General features: G+C 43.7%; 22 protein-coding genes. 15 read left to right on the top strand and 7 right to left on the bottom strand.

Features of this window, described 5'->3' with window-relative positions:
• Nucleotides 1-88 precede the first annotated feature (88 nt).
• From CAL7507_RS05400 to CAL7507_RS05360, 9 genes are all read left to right on the top strand, one after another.
• Nucleotides 89-628, top strand: a complete 540-nt coding sequence (locus CAL7507_RS05400; protein ID WP_015127429.1) for a hypothetical protein — start codon at nucleotides 89-91, stop codon at nucleotides 626-628.
• The gene (locus CAL7507_RS05395) at nucleotides 628-837 is read left to right on the top strand and encodes a hypothetical protein (RefSeq protein ID WP_015127428.1); all 210 of its coding nucleotides are present in this window, start codon (nucleotides 628-630) and stop codon (nucleotides 835-837) included. Before CAL7507_RS05400 ends, CAL7507_RS05395 begins: the two co-directional genes overlap by 1 nt.
• Nucleotides 834-1337: a hypothetical protein gene (locus CAL7507_RS05390; protein ID WP_015127427.1), complete on the top strand. Its 504-nt coding sequence runs from the start codon at nucleotides 834-836 to the stop codon at nucleotides 1335-1337. Before CAL7507_RS05395 ends, CAL7507_RS05390 begins: the two co-directional genes overlap by 4 nt.
• The gene (locus CAL7507_RS05385) at nucleotides 1334-1672 is read left to right on the top strand and encodes a hypothetical protein (protein WP_015127426.1); all 339 of its coding nucleotides are present in this window, start codon (nucleotides 1334-1336) and stop codon (nucleotides 1670-1672) included. The genes CAL7507_RS05390 and CAL7507_RS05385 overlap by 4 nt, the downstream gene beginning before the upstream one ends.
• 2 nt (nucleotides 1673-1674) lie before the next feature.
• Nucleotides 1675-1989, top strand: a complete 315-nt coding sequence (locus tag CAL7507_RS05380) for a hypothetical protein (protein WP_015127425.1) — start codon at nucleotides 1675-1677, stop codon at nucleotides 1987-1989.
• A gap of 2 nt (nucleotides 1990-1991) precedes the next feature.
• On the top strand, nucleotides 1992-2303 hold the full coding sequence (locus CAL7507_RS05375; protein ID WP_015127424.1) for a hypothetical protein: 312 nt from the start codon (nucleotides 1992-1994) through the stop codon (nucleotides 2301-2303).
• A 73-nt stretch (nucleotides 2304-2376) separates the two neighbouring features.
• The gene (locus CAL7507_RS05370; RefSeq protein ID WP_160166313.1) at nucleotides 2377-2874 is read left to right on the top strand and encodes a hypothetical protein; all 498 of its coding nucleotides are present in this window, start codon (nucleotides 2377-2379) and stop codon (nucleotides 2872-2874) included.
• Between the two features lies 1 nt (nucleotide 2875).
• Complete coding sequence (locus tag CAL7507_RS05365) at nucleotides 2876-3247, top strand: hypothetical protein (RefSeq protein ID WP_015127422.1); 372 nt, start codon at nucleotides 2876-2878, stop codon at nucleotides 3245-3247.
• Nucleotides 3244-3543 carry a hypothetical protein gene (locus CAL7507_RS05360; RefSeq protein WP_015127421.1) on the top strand — a complete coding sequence of 100 codons (300 nt, stop codon included), beginning with the start codon at nucleotides 3244-3246 and terminating at the stop codon, nucleotides 3541-3543. The genes CAL7507_RS05365 and CAL7507_RS05360 overlap by 4 nt, the downstream gene beginning before the upstream one ends.
• A 586-nt stretch (nucleotides 3544-4129) precedes the next feature.
• Here the strand turns inward: CAL7507_RS05360 and CAL7507_RS05355 are convergent.
• The gene (locus CAL7507_RS05355) at nucleotides 4130-5872 is read right to left on the bottom strand and encodes an iron uptake porin (RefSeq protein WP_015127420.1); all 1743 of its coding nucleotides are present in this window, start codon (nucleotides 5870-5872) and stop codon (nucleotides 4130-4132) included.
• A 199-nt stretch (nucleotides 5873-6071) separates the two neighbouring features.
• Nucleotides 6072-6866 (bottom strand): molybdate ABC transporter substrate-binding protein, encoded by a 795-nt coding sequence (gene modA, locus CAL7507_RS05350; RefSeq protein WP_015127419.1) that lies wholly within the window; start codon nucleotides 6864-6866, stop codon nucleotides 6072-6074.
• A gap of 114 nt (nucleotides 6867-6980) precedes the next feature.
• On the opposite strand from modA, the gene CAL7507_RS05345 reads away from it, so the two are divergent.
• From CAL7507_RS05345 to CAL7507_RS05325, 5 genes are all read left to right on the top strand, one after another.
• The gene (locus CAL7507_RS05345) at nucleotides 6981-7196 is read left to right on the top strand and encodes a hypothetical protein (protein WP_042341194.1); all 216 of its coding nucleotides are present in this window, start codon (nucleotides 6981-6983) and stop codon (nucleotides 7194-7196) included.
• A gap of 74 nt (nucleotides 7197-7270) precedes the next feature.
• Nucleotides 7271-9085, top strand: coding sequence for an iron uptake porin (locus tag CAL7507_RS05340; protein WP_015127418.1), 1815 nt, complete (start codon nucleotides 7271-7273; stop codon nucleotides 9083-9085).
• 429 nt (nucleotides 9086-9514) lie between these two features.
• The gene (locus CAL7507_RS05335) at nucleotides 9515-10222 is read left to right on the top strand and encodes a CAP domain-containing protein (RefSeq protein ID WP_015127417.1); all 708 of its coding nucleotides are present in this window, start codon (nucleotides 9515-9517) and stop codon (nucleotides 10220-10222) included.
• 271 nt (nucleotides 10223-10493) lie between these two features.
• On the top strand, nucleotides 10494-11114 hold the full coding sequence (locus CAL7507_RS05330; protein ID WP_144051289.1) for a CAP domain-containing protein: 621 nt from the start codon (nucleotides 10494-10496) through the stop codon (nucleotides 11112-11114).
• Nucleotides 11115-11178: 64 nt separating this feature from the next.
• Nucleotides 11179-12036: an alpha/beta fold hydrolase gene (locus CAL7507_RS05325; RefSeq protein WP_015127415.1), complete on the top strand. Its 858-nt coding sequence runs from the start codon at nucleotides 11179-11181 to the stop codon at nucleotides 12034-12036.
• 262 nt (nucleotides 12037-12298) lie between these two features.
• On the opposite strand, the gene CAL7507_RS05320 is transcribed toward CAL7507_RS05325, so the two are convergent.
• The 5 genes from CAL7507_RS05320 to carA all read right to left on the bottom strand — a co-directional run bounded on the left by CAL7507_RS05320 (nucleotide 12299) and on the right by carA (nucleotide 16500).
• Nucleotides 12299-12601, bottom strand: a complete 303-nt coding sequence (locus CAL7507_RS05320; protein ID WP_015127414.1) for a DUF1816 domain-containing protein — start codon at nucleotides 12599-12601, stop codon at nucleotides 12299-12301.
• 94 nt (nucleotides 12602-12695) lie between these two features.
• On the bottom strand, nucleotides 12696-13664 hold the full coding sequence (gene rlmB, locus CAL7507_RS05315) for a 23S rRNA (guanosine(2251)-2'-O)-methyltransferase RlmB (protein WP_015127413.1): 969 nt from the start codon (nucleotides 13662-13664) through the stop codon (nucleotides 12696-12698).
• Nucleotides 13665-13759: 95 nt separating this feature from the next.
• Complete coding sequence (locus CAL7507_RS05310) at nucleotides 13760-14239, bottom strand: Mini-ribonuclease 3 (protein ID WP_015127412.1); 480 nt, start codon at nucleotides 14237-14239, stop codon at nucleotides 13760-13762.
• A gap of 580 nt (nucleotides 14240-14819) precedes the next feature.
• Complete coding sequence (locus CAL7507_RS05305; RefSeq protein WP_201447877.1) at nucleotides 14820-15221, bottom strand: STAS domain-containing protein; 402 nt, start codon at nucleotides 15219-15221, stop codon at nucleotides 14820-14822.
• Between the two features lie 112 nt (nucleotides 15222-15333).
• Nucleotides 15334-16500, bottom strand: a complete 1167-nt coding sequence (carA, locus tag CAL7507_RS05300; protein WP_042341835.1) for a glutamine-hydrolyzing carbamoyl-phosphate synthase small subunit — start codon at nucleotides 16498-16500, stop codon at nucleotides 15334-15336.
• Between the two features lie 153 nt (nucleotides 16501-16653).
• Here carA and CAL7507_RS32230 point away from each other — a divergent pair, with 153 nt between their 5' ends.
• Complete coding sequence (locus CAL7507_RS32230; protein WP_015127409.1) at nucleotides 16654-16809, top strand: hypothetical protein; 156 nt, start codon at nucleotides 16654-16656, stop codon at nucleotides 16807-16809.
• Nucleotides 16810-16886 lie beyond the last annotated feature (77 nt).

Below are 16886 nucleotides of genomic sequence, written 5' to 3'. Positions count from 1 at the left end.
CATTATGTTATCCGGCTGGGAATAACAACCTGTAATGCTTGCTAAAACTGGATTGTAGGCAACAATAAACACTTAAAAGTATCTCCGTATGGGAAGACGCAAAAGCGCACGACAAATTGAGCGAGATTTAGCTTATGCCAAGGCAAGAGAAGCTTATAATCCACCTCTCCGAGAAGAAGGAGCAGCTACTCAACGCCGCCCCAAAATAGCAGTTAAATATGCTGTTCTTTCTCCTCTAGCAGCAACTGACTCTGCTTTTACAATTCAAGCATCCAGTTCCGGGATACAGTTTTTTGGGGGAATCGCCGCTCTAGGACTAGCAGCACAAGGAACAGACCCCAGCGAACCGAGGGGATTTAGACCGGCTCAAGTTCGAGCGATGGTGGCTGATAGCTCTCCTGCTGTCGTTCGGGCTAAAGGCTCTAATCGCCCTTATGTTCGGTATGGCAAGGGTACGCGGGACAGCAACTCACAGTATAATTATTCCGCTCCTGTGACTGCTGAAACTCCTGCAGCGCTTGATACTAGGGTTAAGGCGATATTCACTGCCATTAAGCCAAGCTTAGGCGGTGGTTATGGCCGCGTTTGGTTTGAAGCTGAATTATATCCTCTTAGCTCCAGCGGCTAATGCTTAATCTTTCTACTCCTGCTATTTGGTATCCAGGGCAATCGGATCTAGATTTCGAGGAAGAAATTAATCTGATGATGTCGCGGGCTTATATGACCCGCGACTTTCTTCAGGGCAAAATTGCCCCAGATACTTTTCTAGATTTCTTGGATGAGCAAGAATTCGACGTGTTTGAACTTGCTGAGGATTGGGAACTGGTTGAGGTATGACTTTAAGTCTTGATTTAACTGCTCTTGGGGCTTGGGAGTTGACCTATTTTCAAAAACTGATGGGGAATCCGCAAAACCGCAGAATCAGAGCGCCCTTACTCGACCCGGTTGAACTTCCTTATCTAACCGACAAGCACGTTTTTTTAGTCGGAGCTTCCTGGCTGAATGCCAAGCCCAGTTGGGTTCGAGCCGGCTACTTCTACCAACAAATCAGTGGCATTCACATTGATGACACCGTGGTTTTTGAGGGATTGGGACAAGTTCCCACTACCGAAATAGACGGTACTCGCCGCTTGATTAAACTCAATGCCATTGAGTTGGTGATATTTCCCAAACTCACTAGCGATTATCGTTTGCGATTTGAAGCTTTGCCGTGGATTGAGCAGGTGACGCTAGCGGTTTGGGAGTACAGGGGTACAGAGACTGACACCACTGAAGACCTTGTGAATGCGGTGAGAGCCAAACTAGAAACTATTGAATTCAAAATTGATAATTTATGACCACACTTAGCTATTCAGCTTTAGCAGAAAAACTAGCAGCGGGTTCAATTGAGTTTGTTGGTAACAACCAATTGAAATTGAATTTCAACTTAGCAACGGCTGAAAATTTAACCCTCAATACTTCTTGTGTTAAAGGGATTGTTAAATTATTACAAGCCCTATCAGCACTTACTGACCAAGTAAATGCGGCTAGGATTAATGCGAATTTACCGCCAATTCAATTTGCATCCCAGCAAATAACAGGCACACCTGAAGCACCAGAATTTGAGTTTACAGTGCGCGTAAAAGTTGACACTGCTTTGTTCGTTGACAATCTTGATGACCCCACTGATTAATTATGATTAATAATTCCTCTAATTCGGCTGAAGTTGCTAAATTTAGCAATTGCACTCATGGGGATAAGGATTTGACAGCTAATACCGGCGACACGGTTCTGAATGCGAATACCAACAGGCAATATGCAGCTTTTCAGAACAATTCCCTTTATGATGTCACTTTGATTTTGGGTGATAAATCCAAAGGTGGTATCGGAAAGGGAATTGTTTTAAAACCTAGAGGAAGTTACGAAATTAATCAGATGAACCTTTATGTCGGAAGGGTGTCTGCTATTTCTGCAAATAATTGCAAATTAATTTTTGTGGAGTGTGGTTAATTATGGGTTTATATAATCCGCCATCCGTAACAGTTACTACCTCTAGCAGCAGTACCTCAACACCTACTACTGTCTCTGCTTCAACTAGTTCCGGAAGCTTGCTTTCGGCTAATAGTAATAGGCAAGGTGCAACTATCTGGAATAATAGCACCGCAAATTTATATATTGAATTTGGGTCTTCTGCTTCTACAAGTGCTTTTACTGCTAAGTTATCGGCTGGAGGCTATTTTGAAGTGCCATACAAATTCACTGGTGCTATTAGCGGGATCTGGGATGCTGCTAATGGCAATGCTTTGATAAGGGAATTAACGTGATATGCCGCTTTTTAATAGCGATATCTTCATAAACGTGAGCTGTCACCCTGGATATCGTAGCGGCAAATATTACTTGCACAGTCCTCACATTGGCACCACCGCGACTAATTCTAACGGGACGGCAACGGACACTTTAATTTACATTCCTTTCTGTGTTGCACAATCCATTACTATTGATAGAATTGCGTTTCGAGTTGGTGCTGATACGACTGGCTCCAAAATTCGGGTGGGATTGTATTCTTCACATAATGGGCAACCAGAAAATCTTATTGTAGATGTAGGCGAAATTGACACTAGTGTTTCTGGAACAGTTCAAGCAACTTTAAACACCACTTTAAGTGCTGGATGGTATTTTTTAGCTATCAATACCAATAATCCACCATCACTAGTAACAATGGGCAATGCTTACGGGACTTATTTCTTAATAGGTCAAACAAGTCCAAGCACTGCCAGTGGCGCTTATTCCTACCAACAGTCAAGCGCAACTTATGGCGCCTTGCCCAGTAATGCACCAGTCAGTAATTTGTCGCCTAGAAGTAACTCCCCAATATTCTGGTTTAGGGTTGTTTAGCATGGAAGTTATAAGAACTTATCGAAATGGGGAATTAGTAGAAGTAACGCAGGTTGATGCTAATTTCCCCACTCCTTCTAATGTATCGGGATTTATCACTCAGATGATGATTAGCCAAAGCTACAATCGTTTGGCTTTTACTACTAATAATCAAATTGCTAGAAGTCGGTTGGAAATTGCCATCACTCGTTTAGAGTTAAAGCCATCAATTACAGACTCTGATTTGGCTTTACTTAAAACTATTTGGAATATTGTTGTTGATGCTACAGCCGACTTGACCGTCAATGATTTAAATGAGTGGAATCAAATTGCTACTCAGAATCACATGCCTTTCGCTTTTGATGAAGATTTTAAAATGCAGTTGAATGTATGAAATTCGATCCTAGTGTAGCCAGTTTTATCTTGGCCTTCGGTTGCTCGGTATCGGGTTGGTTTGTTTGGTGGATCAATAAGATTGATCATGACAAGCAAGCCGCAGCACAGGATGCAAAACAGGATTACGCTGAACAGCGTGATTTTCAGCATCTCCGAAATAATCAAAAACAAATAGGGGACGGACTTGCTCACGGGTTCAAAGATATGGAAGAAAGATTTGATATCGTTGACCGGGAGTTGCTCCGGATTGAAGCTTATTTAATCCAGGGCAAGCGCACTACCGAGCGGGATTAACTCACTGGGGATTCACTCTAGCAACCTCTGCAATGAGTAGTAATTGAGTAGCGCTATGACCGCGTGCGATCGCTAAAACTTATGACAAAAAGTTTTCGTTTGAGTAGCATTTGAGTAGCGAATTGTTATCTATGTGCTAAGAACCCTGATGTTACGTGGTTGTTTCAAACATCCCAATAATTATTCGGGTACTGTTCGCCAATACCGAAGGGCTTCCAGCTAGCCCAGTTTGCAGGTGTCCAAAATTTGGTTGGTTTAGGCAGCATAGCCAATTGAAGTAAGTAAGCGTTTGTCTTTCAAGGCTATCGCTTTGAGTCGCAAATGAGTAGTATTACAGAGGGTTAATATCATGTCATGTTAAAGACTTATCATTTAGAGCGCAGGGAGCGGGGCAGGGCTGTTTCATTCCCCATTACAGGTAAAATTGCAAGGGTTAACGAGATGAAAATTTAGGGTAAGTACACAATTTTGACGATAATTTTTGCGTCTTCAAGCCCTGTATCATTCATTATTAAAGTGAAATGGTATAAGAAGTCGGGGATCTGAACACCAAGAACCTCTCACAACTTTTGGGACAGACCACTACCTAAAAAGTAAAGGTCGTCCGGAGGGTATAAATAAAAATATCATCGGTGTCTTTACTTTGATTAGGATTAGGTAACCAAATCGCGCCAGGAGTAATCGAAATATGATCACTCAGTCGATATCGATAAAAGCCCTCGATATGCAGCGCATCTTCTTTATCTAAAAGAGCGAGTTGACTCCCACCGCGACTTAAACCCTTCAACGTCGGTTCAGAACCCACAATAATCCCGCCCAAGCTACCTTTACTACCCAAATCAGGAAAAGCGAGAGTCACAGCATAATTCCAAATCTCTGCATCAGCAAAGCCAATCAACCGCGCCTTCGTCAGTCCCACCCAGCCACCAACCACTAGAGAAGGGCTGATTTGATAGGAAGCTTGAAAGCCGTAGGAATTACTCACAATGGGATAATCTCTGGTTCCAGGATAAAAGGGAGCGATCGCCGGTTGCAACCGCAGCGAACCACTAAACAAATTACCTAACCTCGAACCACTACCCACATTCGCCCGCAATTGTGGAGGATCAATATTGTCATAGCCATTAACATAGGTAAATCCTAGCTTTAATCCCTGCATCGGTTGAGCGACAATTTGAGCCAAAGCTGAATAATTACCATTAAAAAATCCTCCCCCAGTCGAAGGATCATTAGCTTCATTGGCAATATAACCCAAGTCTAACCGCAAAGCATTACCAAACTTATAATTTAGTCCAATTCCCGCACCACTACTACCATCAGTACCATTAGCATCAATGTTGTAGATAGGGTTGCGTTGACCAAAGCGGGAGAGGGAACCATTACCCCCATCCTTGTCTTCCAAGAAAGGGTTAACCGTGTCCGCATATTGAAAATGAGTACCACGATTAGCAAACAAATGCACATTTGCACTATCCCCAATCGGGAAACTATAGGAGAGTAAATCCAACGCCACACTATTATCAGTAGTGTTAGGACGACCATCGTAGGTAAAGCGCCCTTCATTCAAAGCTAAGTTACCTTGGGCACTACGTGTGCCGTTGGGTTGTGCCCTAAATAGTAAAATTAGAGAATTTCCAGCTTGTAGACGAGTTCTTAACAGGTCTTTACCAGTGAAGCTAGTATCAAAATTCAGGCGGACTCGTTCTTGAAAAACAACAGGATCTTTCGCTGCGCCTGTTCCAGTCGCGCCACTCACACCAAAAATTGCCTCACCACTCAATTTGGTGGTTGTGGAAAATTGTTGCTTTTCTAGGGTATTTGTACGGGCTTCTAATGCATCTACGCGACCGCGTAAGGTGGCGAGTTCCGCTGCAAATTCCTCTTGCAACTTTTGTAGGGTAGCTAAATCTGCTTTTGCAGCTAAATCAGCAGTAGCAGATGCAATCAACTCATTGACTCTATCCAAGCAAGCATTTAATCCTGCAGCAAATTCATAGCGAGTAAGGGCGCGGTTTCCTTGAAAAGTAGCGTTGGGATATCCTGCTATGCACCCATAGCGTTCTACTAGAGATTGTAGAGCTTGGTATGCCCAGTCAGTCGGTTGTACGTCTGATAGTTGGGAAACTGAGGTAACTTGTTCTTTGGTTTTACTGTTGGGAATTTGTGAGAGTCTATATTGGCGAATCTGTTCTAAAGTGGATGCGGGGGAAATCCCATTTTCAGCTACTGTTCCAGGGATTTCGCCAGCAAGTGTGGGATTAAGAGACAATAGAATCGTCCACGCCAAGGCTGGTGAAAAATTCAGATATCTCCACAAACTTTGAAACATTATTTTTCTCCTCACACCACTAATTAATCAGTTTTGAGTTATTGGGGTAATATCAACCCATTCTTGAGACAATCGAATCTATCCCCTAAACTCATTCAGGGGTTAAATTGCGGCAATTACCTATTCACCAAGGTGAAAAAATTTGGCTGAATATTTTGGGGTAATTTAGGCTCTGCTACGGCAAGTTAAATCAACCGTACTAAGGTAAAATAAAGCCATATTTTTTCAACACAGCTTTAGCTTGACTGCTAGATAAAAACTGGACAAAATCTTTAGCTGCATCAGCGTTTTTACTGCTTTTAAGCACTGCTACCGGATAGATAATTGCCGAGTGGTATTTTTCATCAGCCGCCACTACAACTTTCACCTTGTTAGAGATTTTGGCATCAGTAACATAAACTAAACCTGCATCAGCGTTACCACTTTCTACAGATGCAAGTACCTGACGGACGTTGTTAGCGTAGACAAGTTTTGACTTAACATCTGACAAAATGCCCAACTTCTGCAGAACTTGCTCTGCATATTGTCCTGCGGGTACGCTTCTGGGTTCACCGATCGCAATTTTCTTGATTTTGGCATCTTTGAGATTAAAGAAGCTGGTGACACCTACAACATCCTTGGGGACAATCAACACTAAACGATTCTTGGCAATGATTGCACGAGTCCCCCCTAGCAACAACCCTTTTTCTTCCAAAGCGTCCACTTGTCTTTTTGCAGCTGAGATAAAGATGTCTGCAGGTGCGCCCTGCTCAATTTGTTGCTGCAAAGCACCAGAAGCGCCAAAGTTATAATTGATGTTGGTAGTTGGTTTACTTTGTTGGTAAAGAGGCTTAATCTCATCCAGTGCTTCTTTCAAGCTGGCCGCTGCGGATACCAGCAGGGTAGAGTTTGACTGCGCTGTTACCGGAGAGGGGTTAATGCTTGGTAAGGCGGTAGCTATTAGTAAACCAGCAACTGCTGTACCAATCAAGGCCAGAATTCGTCTTCTGTTCATAAGATAACTGCACGCAGAGAATTTGTTTCGGAGAAATAACGGTTGGTAGAATCATACCAAGATAACTAGAATATACCAAGTAAATTGGTTGAATTATGCCCAGAAAAAACAAAGATGGATTGTATTTCTCGCATCACTACAAGAGCATCAGATGCTGGAAGAGTCCTGCAACCAGTCTCAGCACAGCAAAACAGAGATCCTGAGATAACCGTTGCGTGGGTTCATCTAGCACTATTACTACCTCCTAAGTCACAAGACGGGGAAAATGCTGAATTCCGGCATTTTTCTGTTTTGCAAATGCGTAACTTTCGCTACATTTTACCAATATAATTGGTGGTAATAATTCTAACAATCAAGATTATACCAATATAAATGGTATAGTTATGCTCCGAGGTGTGAGGTAAATGTCTATTCTGTTACGGAATTCGTTGTGGATAGTGCCGATAGTGCTAGCTGCTAGTGTGATTACAGCTAAAACTGGATCTGCTGCTCCATTAGAAGGCAATATTCAGGAATTACCAGCTAATACCCAGCTGACTTTAGAAAAAGATCAAAGCCACGAAGATCCAAACTTGGTGATGGATCAAGTAACTTCTGTCTCGCAACTATCTGATGTGCAACCAACAGATTGGGCTTTCCAAGCGCTGCAATCTCTGGTGGAGCGTTATGGTTGTATTGCGGGATACCCAGATAGCAGTTTCCGGGGTAATCGGGCGTTGACTCGCTATGAATTCGCAGCTGGTTTAAATGCTTGTTTGAATAGGGTTAACGAACTGATTGCGACTAGCACTGCAGACTTAGTCAATAAGCAAGACTTAGAAACTCTGCAAAAATTGCAACAAGAGTATGCCGATGGTTTAGTAGAAGTACGGGGACGGTTAGATGGGTTAGAAGGTCGGACGGCAATTCTAGAAAGTCAACAATTTTCCACTACTACAAAGTTGAATGCAGAGGTAATTTTCGGTCTGGGGAGTGTCTTCGGTGGCGATCGCGCGCTAAACTCTGACCAGTGGCGGACTATTAATGCTGCTACGACTCCGGCGGCTAGAAATGCGGCTAGAAATGCAGCATTTGGCGCATCGGGTTCGGGTTTGCAAAATAATACAATTTTTAGCGATCGCATCCGCCTCAACCTGATTACTAGCTTCACTGGTAAAGATCAGCTATTTACCCGCTTAGAAGCAAACAATACTACTGCTTTTAGTGGGAACGTTACGGGGACAAACATGACCCGTACATCCTGGGATACGACGAATAGTGCTGATAATAGTGTCCAACTGGGCAAGTTATATTATCGCTTCCCAGTGGGTGAAAAACTCAATGTGATTGTGGATGCGATTGGTGGGGAATTCTACGACAACTTCAACACCATCAACCCTTTGTTATCCTCCACACCTATTGGATCGCTTTCTCGGTTTGGTCGCTTTTCTCCCATCTACCGCGCCAGTAATACCTCTTCTGGAAGCAATACAGGTTCTGGGGTGAGTGCTGTTTTCAAGTTCAGCGATGCAGTCACTTTATCTGGGGGTTATCTGGCTCGCAGAGGTAGCGATCCTAGTGCTGGTAAGGGTTTATTTGATGGTACTTATGGCGCTTTAGCACAATTAACATTTCAACCTAACAAGGATTTTACTCTGGGTTTGACTTATGCCCATTCTTACCTTAGGGGTGCTAATAATGATGGTGATGTTGTGGTTTCTGGGTCTTATGGAAGTGGATTTGCGAACAATCCCTTTAACTCTAGCGCTACTACCCCTATCAATACTTCTGCTAACCACTATGGACTAGAAGCCAGCTATCGTGTCCATCCCCAAATTACTGTTGGCGGTTGGGTGGGATATACTCAAGCGATCGCCGAAAATAGTTCTGGGACAAATCCAGTCACAAACACAGTCAACAGTGGCGATCGGGCTGATATTTGGAATTGGGCTATAACTCTAGCCTTCCCTGATTTGGGTAAAAAAGGGAACTTGGGAGGAATCATACTTGGTCAACCACCCAAGGTGACAAGTAATGATTTTGGCCCCTCTGTGATTTCTCCCACTACAGCCCGTCGTCAAGATAGTGATACTTCCTTCCATATCGAGGCTCTGTATCGCTATCAAGTTAATAACAATCTCTCAATTACACCAGGGTTGATTGTGATCTTGAACCCGGAAAATAACAACAATAATGACACTATCTATACAGGCGTTCTCCGTACTACTTTCCGTTTCTAAGTTCATGCGTGTCTCCATACTACAAACGGATAAAAGAAGCACAAATTTGGTCGGTTCTTCATCGCTTTATGGTCACTTGGTATGCAGTTGATATGCCAGTCTTGAAAATTGGATGTTGAATCAACAGGCAAACAATTCCAAAATGTGGAATACCTAAAATCATCAGCCTCAAGGAATAAAATAAGGCTTTTAACTACGTGATAATGCTTAAGATTAGGTTAATTATGCTGAAATTTTGGCAAATTTCACCAATAAATTGAGCTAGCCATCAGAATTCACGGTTTTGTTACACCCATCTACACCCAATTTACTGGAACATCTTGAACAAAGAGTGGGCTTGAACGCACATAGTCAGATTCCTGTCAATGCGTAAGTTCTGTCTTTTTTCAAATTGCTATAATCTCTAACGACCAAATTGTAAGGTAATTCATGTACCGCATTGGATTTTGGGGATTTTTGCCCATTACCCTGATAGCCAGCTGTTCTGTTCCACAGTTTCCTAAGTCATCGGTAGAAAAATCTATTCCCGTTGTAGTTCCCAAAACTGATGGGACTTTGTTGACAAAAGCAAGTTACCTCTCACCCTTAGAACAACAGGTGATTGATGAAACAAATAAGGTGCGGACAAATCCTAGAGCATACCTCCCGATTATGGAAAGCTATAAAAAGCGCTTTCAGGGTAATCAAGTCAAAATCGCTAATAATACTTATTTAGTGACTCAGGAAGGTGCCAAAGCAGTTGATGAAGCGATCGCATTTCTCAAATCAGCCCGTCCTTTGGGAGCGTTGAGTGCATCTAAGGGTATGTCTTTGGGTGCGAAGGATCATGTCAAAGACCAAGGGATAAAAGGTGCAACAGGTCACAAAGGTAGTGATGGTAGCTACTCCGATAAGCGCATTAATCGTTATGGTCAATGGCAAATCACCACAGGTGAAAACATTAGCTACGGTCCTAACACTGCCCAAGATATTGTTATGCAGTTAATTATTGATGATGGAGTGCGCGATCGCGGTCATCGAAAGAATATTTTTAACGGCGCTTTTAAAGTTACTGGTGTTGCTTATGGGACTCATAAATCCTATAGAACTATCTGTGTGATTACTTATGCTGGAGGATATAGAGAAAAATCGATTTAGGGACTTCCAAAAATTAAATTACTCAATTCCTGCTTCCTCGGCTTCCTCTGCTCACCAAAGCGACTGATTAGGAAGTCCCTTAGTCGGGTTGGAGATGGGGAGTGAAGTCAGAATGAAGGATGAAATGAGAAGTATGAAATTTTATCTAAAATCTTGGACACTTCCCGAAAACCTCTACTCATCTCTGGAAGCTATACATATATGGACTGGTTGCTTCTAACTTGTGAGGTTATTAATGGATAGGATGGGGTTGCGGACATTTTGGTCAGAAATGCTGCAAACAGCTAATCGTGACTTAGTACAAGAAAATACCCTCTCGTCTTTGGAACAACAAGTAATAGCAGAAATGAACAAGGTGCGGACAGACCCAGCCGCATATCTGCCTATTTTAGAAAACTGGAAACAACGTTTTCAAGGGTCAAAAGTCAAAATCTCCGATCGCGTTTATCTGCAAACGCAAGAAGGGGTAAACGCAGTTGAAGAGGCGATCGCATTTCTGAAGTCAACCCGTCCTGTGGGAGCATTGACTGTATCTCCGGGTATGTCTTTAGGCGCTAAAGATCACGTCAAAGACCAAGGACAAAAAGGTAAAACAGGTCACAATGGTAGCGATGGTAGCGATCCTGCTACTCGCATCAGCCGTTATGGTGATTGGCAAATAACCGCAGGTGAAAACATCAGCTACGGTTCTCACACAGCCCAGGATATCATCATGCAGCTAATTATTGATGATGGGGTGCCGTCACGGGGTCATAGACACAACCTGTTCAACCCGGTTTTTAAAGTCACAGGCGTGGCTTTTGGTATTCATGCTACATATAGGCAAATGTGCGTGATTACCTATGCGGGAGGATATACGGAACATTGGTTTTTGACGGTAATTGGGAATTAGTCATTTGTCAACAGTCAACAGTCAACAGTCAACAATTGTTCAGTAGACAGGAGAACGGTGAGTCATGGGCGATCGCCATAGTTATACCACTGGTGCTACACGTCTTAATGTCTACGTCCAAGGTCAAGGGTTTCCTATTCTTGGCTTACACGGTCATCCTGGTTCTGGTCGTAATCTTTCTGTCTTTACCAATCACTTATCAAAACGTTACCAAACTTTTGCCCCTGATTTACGTGGATATGGCAAAAGTCATTTTAATGGTAATTTTGAGATGAATGACCATTTGAATGACTTAGAAGCTCTTTTAGACCGTTTTCAGATTGAAAAATGTCTAGTATTGGGATGGTCACTTGGTGGCATTCTGGCAATGGAATTAGCATTACGCTTACCACAGCGGGTCACTGGACTGATTTTGGTGGCGACAGCAGCTAGACCCCGTGGAAATCATCCGGCGATTACTTGGCAGGATAACCTTTATACTGGTATTGCAGCGTTATTGAATTGGATTAAACCGAGTTGGCAGTGGAATATTGAGACTTTTGGTAAGCGATCGCTATTTCGCTACTTAATTCAACAGCATACACCCACTGCTTACCGATATATTGCCCAAGAAGCCGTATCAGCCTATTTACAAACATCTCCTGCGGCGACTCGTGCCCTCTCTCAAGCATTACAAGCTGGGTACAATCGAGTTGCAGACCTCCGGCAGATTGAGTGCCCCAGTCTAGTACTTGCTGCTGCCCAAGACCGCCATATTACACCTGATTCCAGTCTAGAAACAGCTCGAAATCTCAAAAATTGCCAGTGGCAGTGCTACCCTGATACAGCCCATCTTTTCCCGTGGGAAATTCCGCAACAGGTACTAAACGACATTGACCGCTGGCTGGCAGAACATCCACAAATAAGTCAGTCGGCACAATAAAATCAAACTATTTTCAGAAAAATAAAATAGGCTAAAACCCTATAGCAAGATTGCCTATAGGGGTTTTCAGTTGGATGCAATACAAAATTATATCGTCACTTGTAGGGTCACGGCAGTGCCGTGACCTTATGAGTGTATTGGACTCAAGCGATAACTGCCGTATTGCCTAATGCCTAATTATTTACACCCACTTAACTTAATTGATAGTCAATAGTCTCAGGTCAATAGTCAAAAAACCTGAGATTATTGACTTTTGCCTCACTTAAATCTGACCGCTAAAGGCAGGCTTTACTTTACGGTCAATCTTTTCCCCCAAGTCTTCGGCAATTGTTAGAGAACCTGGTTTGCAACGCTTAATGTTTACTGCTATTCCCTGTGCACCTTCCAACTCTAAATCTTCTATATAGCCTTTGAGTGCGATTTTGGCTTCTGCAGAATTCAGAAATGGCCCGAAGTAGTATGTGCAACGGGGAGTCTGTGTCACAATCTCTACCCACCAAGCCAAGCCAACATTATTGGCTGTATTAATGAGCGTTTCTTTGAGGTTATCCCAAATAGTTTTCATGGTATTTGCCGTTTTATCAAAAAGGTAGTGGATATTAAACGGTGTTTTGCGGTTTTTTCCTTTACATTTCTTTATACTCTTTTACTCTGATTTTTCAAAGAGGTTTTTGTAACTTATCTAGATACAGTGTGTTTAACGACCGTTGGCGATACACTTCATAAAGCGCCATACCTGATGCTACCGAGGCATTGAGGCTGGGGGTTTTGCCTAACAAAGGAATTGATACCAAAACGTCGCAAGATCGTTGTGTTAACATACTTAACCCCTCTCCTTCTGAGCCAACTACCAAAACGATAGGGCCACTGAAATTCACTGTATGCAGGGGTTCACTACCAGTGACGGCGGTACCATAAATCCAAAAGCCAGCATCTTTTAATTCTTCCAAGGCGCGGCTGAGATTAATGACTCTGGCCACGGGGAAGTTTTCTAAAGCACCTGCTGCTACTTTGACGACGGTGGAAGTAATCCCTGCTGCCCTTCTTTGGGGGATCACTAATCCTTGAGCGCCTATGGCTTCAGCAGTGCGAATAATTGCACCTAAGTTGTGGGGATCGGTGATGCCGTCAGCCACGACTATTACGGGATCTGCAAGGGATTTTGCCTGTGCAATCAGATCATGTAATTCAATGTAGGTGTAAGGGGAGATTTGGGCTGCTATACCTTGGTGATTAGCCCCGTCGGTGATTTGGTCTAAGCGCTTTGGCTCGACTTCATCAATGACCGCGCCATTGTCTTTTGCTTGCAGAATTAGATGGTGAAAACGGGGATCGTAGCGTAAACGGGTAGTAATCCAGATCCGGTTGAGACCGCGCTGACTTTCCAAAGCACTCAACACTGGATGACGACCGTAGATGAGATCGCTATCTTCGGTTATTGGTTTGATAGATGGCGATGGTACAGAGATGTGACGAGGCTGGCGTGAACCACTACTAGATGGAGCGTTTCCATCTCCAGGTCTGGGATGGCGAACGGGATTAGCCAGGACGCGCTTGCCTTTAATTTTTACGGGTTGCCCACGATTTGGTTCGCCAGCGGTCTTGATTTTTCTTGGTTTGTTCATCATATAAATCTTTGGTGTAGCTTATGGGTAGGCACACTAACTCCATGAATTTACTTAGCTCACTTTACTGATTTTGCTTGCGTGAGATTGATTGCCCACTACTTCTCTAATTGGAGTTTTTGCAATAGTTCGGTTAAGCGCTGAAAATCACTGAGATATAGATAGCCAATTAATGTTTCTAGACTAGTTGCTTGTTGATAAATCTGGGGATCGACCCGTTTAGGGTGACCTGTGCTGGCGTTGCGACCTCGCCGGACAATTTCTAGTTCATTGTTATTCAGATAAGGAGTCAGCGATCGCAAATGTAGCGCCTGTTTTTCTGCTCTTACCTGTGCCACTACCAGACGATGGTAGGTGTCTGGTCGCTGCAATGGCAGTAGATAATGCATTCTAACATATAATTCATAGATTGCATCCCCCATATAAGCCAAGGCTGTAGGAGAAATTTGTTGTAATTGTGACTGAGATATCTGTTGGGGTAAATACGCTGTGCTTGCTAAAAGTGCTTGAGTCCAAGATGAATCATCTTTGGGGGCTTCATCTCGTCCATCTAATAGCTCTTCCTCCTTCGACTTCACAAGTTAATCATTCCTTCACGGGCTACATTGAGAACACTTCTTTTGGGATAATCATTTTACCCTAACTGAGTTACGCTACGATACTGAGTATCATCAACACTAACAAAGATTACTGATTAAATTTTATCTTTTTGATTAAGAGTTGATATTGGGGACGGGCAATATTATTTATATTATTGACTGTGTCAATTTTAGATTTTTTTTGGTACTGCTCCGGAGAAGCAAGCTACGCTTCAGCGTTGCGTAGCAAAGGGTGGGCTGAACAAATCCAGAATCGTTCAACTGACTTGTACTGAGCATTGTCGAAGTAGCGCTCACGACGAAGTCCAAAAATTTAACATCCTCAGAGACAAGTACTCTTGTAGTCACTGAGCCTACAGTTAGCGTAGCCTCTCACAGAGAAGTGTGGTCGGGATCAATCCAAAATCCAAAATCCAAAATTGTTCGACGAGTAAGGGCTTAGAGCTACTGGCTTTTGTGTTTCTTTCACAAGGAGAGAGGTACAAAAGCCAGCGTTTCTATAAATTAAGCTATCCAGGTAAAACATTGGATAGCTGAATGAATCTCTCCGGTCAAGCAATCAAGATGACTTGATGTTTTCTAGAGCCGCTTCAACGTTTGGTTGCAGGGAGAGAAACTTCTCTAAGCGAACAAGCTTGACCGTTTGAGTGACACGGGCATTCGTGACAATTTGTAAAGTGCCATTGGCAGTTTGAGCCTGCTTGGCTAGTTGTACCAAAGCACCCAAGCCGGAACTATCAACAAAGTCGATTTGTGAGAGATCCAGGACAATGTGCTTTGGACCCTCATCAATCTTGCTACCAAGTACCTTGCGAAATGTCGGCTCAGAAAAGGCATCTAACAAACCTGTGAGGCGGAATAGCTGACAATTATCCCGGGCTTCACGAGTGCCCCTCAGGCTCACGGTTAGATTAAGTGGTTCAGCAATAACTCCCTCCTCATGGTGAAAGTGAACGCTCAAGTATAGATGGTTTTGGTGCTTGTTGTCTACAACCTGCTGGAGTATGGGGGATTGGGGATTTTACTTCTTCATCTCCCTCATCCTTCCATGCCCTATGCCCTATTCTCCATTTTTACCTCAACCCGGCGGTTGCAGTTTGTTTTGCAGCTTGCATTGCTTGGACAAATTGTGCAAACAGGTAATCAGCATCATGAGGACCAGGACTAGCTTCTGGGTGATATTGTACCGAGAATATAGGCAGAGACTTGTGACGTACCCCGGCGACGGTGCGATCGTTCAAGTTCAGATGGCTAATTTCGACAACTGCTGCAGGTAAAGAATCTGGGTCGATCGCAAAACTGTGGTTTTGGCTAGTAATTTCTATCCGCTGTTGTAAACCTGCAGGCTGATTCAAACCACGATGACCAAACTTGAGTTTATAGGTTTCTGCCCCCAAGGCATGGCCTAAGATTTGGTGTCCCATACAAATACCAAAGATGGGTTTTTGACTTTCTAGCAATGCTTTGGTAGTTGCAATACCTTCAGTGACGGCTGCTGGGTCGCCAGGCCCGTTAGAAAGGAAAATCCCATCTGGATTGTAGCTGAGGATTTCCTCTGGTGATGTATGAGCAGGGACGACAATTATCCGGCATCCATAACTTGCCAAGCGCCGCAAGATGTTACGTTTAACGCCGAAATCAAGGGCGACAACGGTGAAAGATGCTGCTGCATTTGCTACTCCGTCTTGGTTGAATTCCCAGGCTGGGGCTGTGGGATCAGACCATTCATAAACATCTGGGGTAGTGACTTCACCTACCAGATTTAATCCGGTCATGTTAGGAGCTGCCTGTACTCGCTCTAGCAACTCCACCTCATCAAGAATGGAGGTGGAAATGCCGCCGTTGATAGCTCCAACAGTCCGAATTTTGCGGGTGAGGGCACGGGTATCAATGCCGTATATACCTGGTACTTGGTGTTGTTTCAGGTAGTCAGGCAAGGATTGTGTCGATCGCCAGTTACTTGGTTTATGACAAATATTGCGAGCGATCGCACCCTGTACTTGTGGTCTAGTTGATTCTTCATCTTCCGAATTGACGCCAGTATTCCCCAATTCAGGATAGGTAAAAACGACGATCTGACCACGGTAGCTGGGATCGGTCAGCACTTCTTGATATCCAGTCATACCAGTGTTAAAAACCACTTCCCCGATTGTGGTACCTGTAGCACCAAAAGACCAACCGCGATAAGTGGTTCCATCTGCCAAGACAAGTAGAGCAGGGATTGCGTCAGACAGGGGCATAGGCGGTAAATGTTTAGGGAATGGGGCATGGGGCAGGGGAGCAGGGGGCAGGGGGCAGGGGGCAGGGGGAATTATTCCTTGGTACCATACCCCTATGGGAAACAAGCTACGCATAGCGTCTCCGTTAATAGAAGGAAGGGAGTATAAGGAGCAATGGGATTGGATATAGGTAAAACTCTTCCCCAGTCCCCAGTCCCCAATCCCCAGTCCCCAGTCCCCAGTCCCCAGTCCCCAGTCCCCAATCCCCAATTATCTGTAACCGTCAATTATCCCATGAGTTCAGAAATTCCGAGTTTTCAGGCTAATTAATTAAAAATTAAAATATTGAGTAGGCTATTAAGTAGGCGAAAAATTTTCTGCGGAATCAGTGGCAGCAGTAGATTGAC

This window comes from Calothrix sp. PCC 7507, assembly GCF_000316575.1.
GTDB lineage: Bacteria > Cyanobacteriota > Cyanobacteriia > Cyanobacteriales > Nostocaceae > Fortiea.
The sequence above is the reverse complement of the archived record's forward strand: the minus strand, read 5'-3'. Positions and strand labels throughout refer to the sequence as shown.

What these genes read in the sequence shown, in the direction of transcription:
- CAL7507_RS05400 (WP_015127429.1), top strand. Translation starts at nt 89, where the DNA reads ATGGGAAGACGCAAAAGCGCACGACAAATTGAGCGAGATTTAGCTTAT.
- CAL7507_RS05395 (WP_015127428.1), top strand. Translation starts at nt 628, where the DNA reads ATGCTTAATCTTTCTACTCCTGCTATTTGGTATCCAGGGCAATCGGAT.
- CAL7507_RS05390 (WP_015127427.1), top strand. Translation starts at nt 834, where the DNA reads ATGACTTTAAGTCTTGATTTAACTGCTCTTGGGGCTTGGGAGTTGACC.
- CAL7507_RS05385 (WP_015127426.1), top strand. Translation starts at nt 1,334, where the DNA reads ATGACCACACTTAGCTATTCAGCTTTAGCAGAAAAACTAGCAGCGGGT.
- CAL7507_RS05380 (WP_015127425.1), top strand. Translation starts at nt 1,675, where the DNA reads ATGATTAATAATTCCTCTAATTCGGCTGAAGTTGCTAAATTTAGCAAT.
- CAL7507_RS05375 (WP_015127424.1), top strand. Translation starts at nt 1,992, where the DNA reads ATGGGTTTATATAATCCGCCATCCGTAACAGTTACTACCTCTAGCAGC.
- CAL7507_RS05365 (WP_015127422.1), top strand. Translation starts at nt 2,876, where the DNA reads ATGGAAGTTATAAGAACTTATCGAAATGGGGAATTAGTAGAAGTAACG.
- CAL7507_RS05360 (WP_015127421.1), top strand. Translation starts at nt 3,244, where the DNA reads ATGAAATTCGATCCTAGTGTAGCCAGTTTTATCTTGGCCTTCGGTTGC.
- CAL7507_RS05355 (WP_015127420.1), bottom strand. Translation starts at nt 5,872, where the DNA reads ATGTTTCAAAGTTTGTGGAGATATCTGAATTTTTCACCAGCCTTGGCG.
- modA (WP_015127419.1), bottom strand. Translation starts at nt 6,866, where the DNA reads ATGAACAGAAGACGAATTCTGGCCTTGATTGGTACAGCAGTTGCTGGT.
- CAL7507_RS05345 (WP_042341194.1), top strand. Translation starts at nt 6,981, where the DNA reads ATGGATTGTATTTCTCGCATCACTACAAGAGCATCAGATGCTGGAAGA.
- CAL7507_RS05340 (WP_015127418.1), top strand. Translation starts at nt 7,271, where the DNA reads ATGTCTATTCTGTTACGGAATTCGTTGTGGATAGTGCCGATAGTGCTA.
- CAL7507_RS05335 (WP_015127417.1), top strand. Translation starts at nt 9,515, where the DNA reads ATGTACCGCATTGGATTTTGGGGATTTTTGCCCATTACCCTGATAGCC.
- CAL7507_RS05330 (WP_144051289.1), top strand. Translation starts at nt 10,494, where the DNA reads ATGCTGCAAACAGCTAATCGTGACTTAGTACAAGAAAATACCCTCTCG.
- CAL7507_RS05325 (WP_015127415.1), top strand. Translation starts at nt 11,179, where the DNA reads ATGGGCGATCGCCATAGTTATACCACTGGTGCTACACGTCTTAATGTC.
- CAL7507_RS05320 (WP_015127414.1), bottom strand. Translation starts at nt 12,601, where the DNA reads ATGAAAACTATTTGGGATAACCTCAAAGAAACGCTCATTAATACAGCC.
- rlmB (WP_015127413.1), bottom strand. Translation starts at nt 13,664, where the DNA reads ATGATGAACAAACCAAGAAAAATCAAGACCGCTGGCGAACCAAATCGT.
- carA (WP_042341835.1), bottom strand. Translation starts at nt 16,500, where the DNA reads ATGCCCCTGTCTGACGCAATCCCTGCTCTACTTGTCTTGGCAGATGGA.
- CAL7507_RS32230 (WP_015127409.1), top strand. Translation starts at nt 16,654, where the DNA reads ATGGGATTGGATATAGGTAAAACTCTTCCCCAGTCCCCAGTCCCCAAT.